At 56.6% G+C, this 2,800-nt stretch carries 1 protein-coding gene and 1 pseudogene; both read right to left on the reverse strand.

What is annotated here, in order from left to right:
* The coding region (locus tag C8R31_RS15675) for an efflux RND transporter permease subunit (RefSeq protein WP_107695111.1) at positions 1–2,609 on the reverse strand (2,609 nt) is incomplete at its 3' end.
* 11 nt (positions 2,610–2,620) lie between these two features.
* A pseudogene (locus C8R31_RS16350) lies at positions 2,621–2,800 on the reverse strand (efflux transporter periplasmic adaptor subunit); the annotation flags it as partial.

Here is a 2,800-nt window from a genome sequence, read left to right on the forward strand (position 1 = left end):
AAGGCGAAAACCGCGGCAGAACCGGTGCGCTTTTCCTGGTAGGCCTGTGCGGTCCACGCAATCTGGTAGTTATCCGGCAAGCTCTTCTCCGCAATTTCTTCTACCAGCTTGATCGCATCACCCGAGCTTACGCCGGGGGCGCCGCCTCCCATTACTTTTGCGGCAAGCAGGCCATTATACCGCTCCAGTTGCTCGGCTCCCACAACCGTGCTGATTTTGCTCAACGCTGACATCGGCACCATGGCGCCTGATTGCGAACGCACATAAACCCTGCCAAGATCATCAGGACTCATGCGGTACTCGGGTTCTGCCTGCAGCTGAACGCGGTACGTGCGCCCGGAGAGATTGAAATCGTTGATATAAAACGAACCCATAGTACTCTGCAAGGTAGCGTAGATATCGGGAATGCGTACTTGCAGGGAAACCGCCTTTGCCTCATCCACTTCGACAAAGAATTGCGGTACCGTGGGGCGGAAAAAAGTGGCAATGCCTGCAAGGCGCGGTTCCTGATTCAGCGCCTCGATGAAATTGTTGACGACGTTCGATAATTGCAGCGGATCCGCGCCAGCACGCGTTTGCACATAAACCTCAAAGCCGCCGGCGGTCCCCAGTCCGCGGATTGCAGGCGGATTAAATGCCATTGCTATCCCGTCGGATTGCTGCATGCCGATGGCGCTCAATTTTTGGATAATATCTTCCGCGCTGGCCGTGCGTTCCGACCAGTCTTTGAAGGCGACAAACATGGTTGCCGAACTCGTTTTATTTCCGCCGCCAATCAGATCAAAGCCATTGACCACGAATTCGTGGGAAACTGCGGGGTCCTTTGCAATCTCCGCCCGCACGGCGTCAGCGGTTCGAGTCGTGCGTGCGAGCGTTGCCCCATCGGGCAGGATGGTCGCCGCCACCACATAGCCCTGATCTTCCGGCGGTACAAAACCTTCCGGTACCATTTTGATCAGATACGCCGCCACGGCAATGATGCCCGAGAATACAACCGCGCCGATAATTCTATGCCGGATCGTAATGCTGACCATGTTGACGTAGAAATTGGTCAGGCGCCTGAAACCATGGTTAAAGGCCCGGAAGAACGCCGACTCTCCATGCGTTTGCTTCAGCAGGATGGCGCATAGGGCCGGCGTCAAGGTTAGCGCCACCACGCCCGATATGGTCACAGCCACCGCTACTGTTACTGCGAACTGCCGGTAGAGTTCGCCCGCGATTCCGCCCATGAACGCCACTGGGATAAAAACCGCGCACAGCACCAATACAATCGCCACGACCGCGCTCGCCACCTGTTCCATGGAGCGGATCGCCGCTTTCATCGGCGAGAGTTTTTCCTCGTCCATCAAGCGCTCGATGTTTTCCAGCACCACTATGGCATCGTCCACCACGATGCCGATGGACAAGACCATGGCAAAAAGCGTGAGCGTATTGATGGAGAAGCCGAACAGCCACAGGCCCGCGAAGGTGCCAATCAGCGAAATGGGTACGGCAATAAGGGGAATCAGGGTTGCCCGCCAGCTTTGCAGGAATAGGTAGACCACCAATATCACCAGCAGCATTGCCTCGCCCAGCGTTTTGACCACCTCCCACATGGAGGCTTTGACGAAGAGACTGGTATCGTAAGGCACGACATAATCCATTCCTTCCGGGAAGCGTTTCTTCAACTCTTCCATCTTAGCGACGAGGGCATTCTTGGTATCGAGCGCATTCGCGCCGGGTTGGAGAAAGACCGGCATTCCCGCGCCGGGCTCGCCATTCAACGCGGTCCGAACGTCGTAACTTTGCGCGCCAAGCTCAATTCGGGCCACATCCTTGAGATAGAGAACACCTCGGGGGCCGTCCGCGCGCAAAATAATGTTGCCGAATTGCTCGGGTGTCCGCAGCCGGCCTTTGGCGTTGACGGTATAAATCAATTGCTGCTCCGCAGGCATGGGCTCCTGGCCTATTTTGCCTGCAGCATACTGCGCATTCTGAGCCTGAATGGCCGCGGTTATATCGGTTGTCGCGACCCCCAGCTGCGCCATGCGGTCAGGACGCAACCAGACCCGCATGGAGTAGTCCTGCCCGCCAAATACGACTACGTCCCCCACACCTTTGGTGCGTTTCAGCTCATCCAGCACGTTCAACGTAGCGTAATTGCTCAGATAAAGCGGGTCATATTTTCCCTTCTCCTTGGAGATCAGCATGAACACCATCAGGATGTCGTTTGAACGCTTCTCTATTTTCAACCCAATCCGGCGGACTTCCTCGGGTAGGCGCGGTAACGCGATATTGGCTCGATTACTGATATTGAACGTTGCCTGATCAACGTCGGTGCCTACTTCAAAAGTTGCGGTAATAGTCAGCGTCCCGCTTGAATCGGAGCTGGAGCTGAAATATAAAAGATCTTCGACGCCGCTTAGCTGTTCTTCGATTGGGGCGGCAACCGTCTTGGTGAGCGTCTCTGCGCTGGCGCCGGGAAACGTCGCCGTGATCAGCACGGTGGGCGGCGCGATCTGGGGATATTGCGCAATGGGGAGTTGCAACGCTGCGACCAGTCCGGCTAGAACAATGATGATAGACAGCACCGATGCAAAGATCGGACGGGTGATGAAGAATCTGGTCATGAGATGCCTGTTTAGGACTGCGTTTGGGGGACCGACTGCGGGGGAGGAGCGGCGGGTGCCTCACCGACCGGATTGGGCCCCACGGGCGTGCCCGGGCGGAGCTTGATGAGGTTATCGACGATGACTTTATCGCCGGCTTTGAGTCCGTCCAGGATGACCCAGTCCTTGCCGATCCAGCGGCCCGTCACTAC

It is taken from the genome of Nitrosospira sp. Nsp2 (assembly GCF_003050965.1).
Classification (GTDB): domain Bacteria; phylum Pseudomonadota; class Gammaproteobacteria; order Burkholderiales; family Nitrosomonadaceae; genus Nitrosospira.